Annotated in this window: 1 protein-coding gene; it reads left to right on the top strand. The window is 62.4% G+C overall.

What is annotated here, in order from left to right; translation table 11 throughout:
- Positions 1-850, top strand: an 850-nt coding sequence (locus EOA60_RS35150; RefSeq protein WP_164899880.1) for a BMP family protein, incomplete at its 5' end; no start/stop codon positions are given.
- Positions 851-859: the final 9 nt, after the last annotated feature.

Raw genomic sequence — 859 nt, 5'->3', positions numbered from 1 at the left:
GATCCATGTCGCCCTGCAGAAGGCCGAGAAGGAACTGGGCATCGAATACAAATGGTCGGAGAAGGTGCAGACCGCCGACTTCAGCCGTGTGATGCGCGAATATGCGCAAGGCGGCTACCAGTTGGTGCTGGGCGACGCCTTCGCCGCCGAGCGCGAATCGCGGCGCACGGCAAAACAGTTCCCGAAGACGGCCTGGCTGTTCGGCTCCGGCGCCGGGCCTGCGGAACCCAATTTCGGCGTCTTCGACAACTGGATCCACGAGCCGGCCTATCTCTCCGGGCTGATCGCCGGCAAGATGTCGAAGTCGGGCACGATCGGCGCTGTCGCGGCAATGGGCATTCCGGAAGTGAACCGGCTGGTCAACGCCTTCTTCGGCGGCGCCAAGGAGGTCAATCCAAACATCAAGCGGAAGGTCGCCTTCATCGGCTCCTTCTTCGATCCGCCGAAGGCCAAGGAGGCCGCGATCGCGCAGATCGATGCCGGCGTCGACGTCATCTATGCCGAGCGTTTCGGCGTCATCGAAGCGGCGGTCGAAAAGAAGATCTACGCCATCTCCAACATGTCCGATCAGTCGAGCCTCGGACCCGACACGGTGATCACCGGCCCGGTATGGAATATGTATCCGACGGTCGAGCAGGCGATCAAGCTGGTCAAGGCGGGCGTCTTCACCGCGCAGGACTATGGCGACTTCTCGCGCATGGCCAAGGGCGGCTCCGATCTCGGCCCCTATCACAAGTTCGAGAAGACGCTGCCGGCCGAGGTCAAGGACCTGGTCGCCAAGAAGAGAGCCGAGATCCTGGAAGGCAATTTCCGCGTCGACGTCGACGAGAACACGCCGGTGTCGGATTGACCAGTACCC

The organism is Mesorhizobium sp. M1A.F.Ca.IN.020.06.1.1 (assembly GCF_004023265.1).
GTDB lineage: Bacteria > Pseudomonadota > Alphaproteobacteria > Rhizobiales > Rhizobiaceae > Mesorhizobium.
The sequence above is the reverse complement of the archived record's forward strand: the minus strand, read 5'-3'. Positions and strand labels throughout refer to the sequence as shown.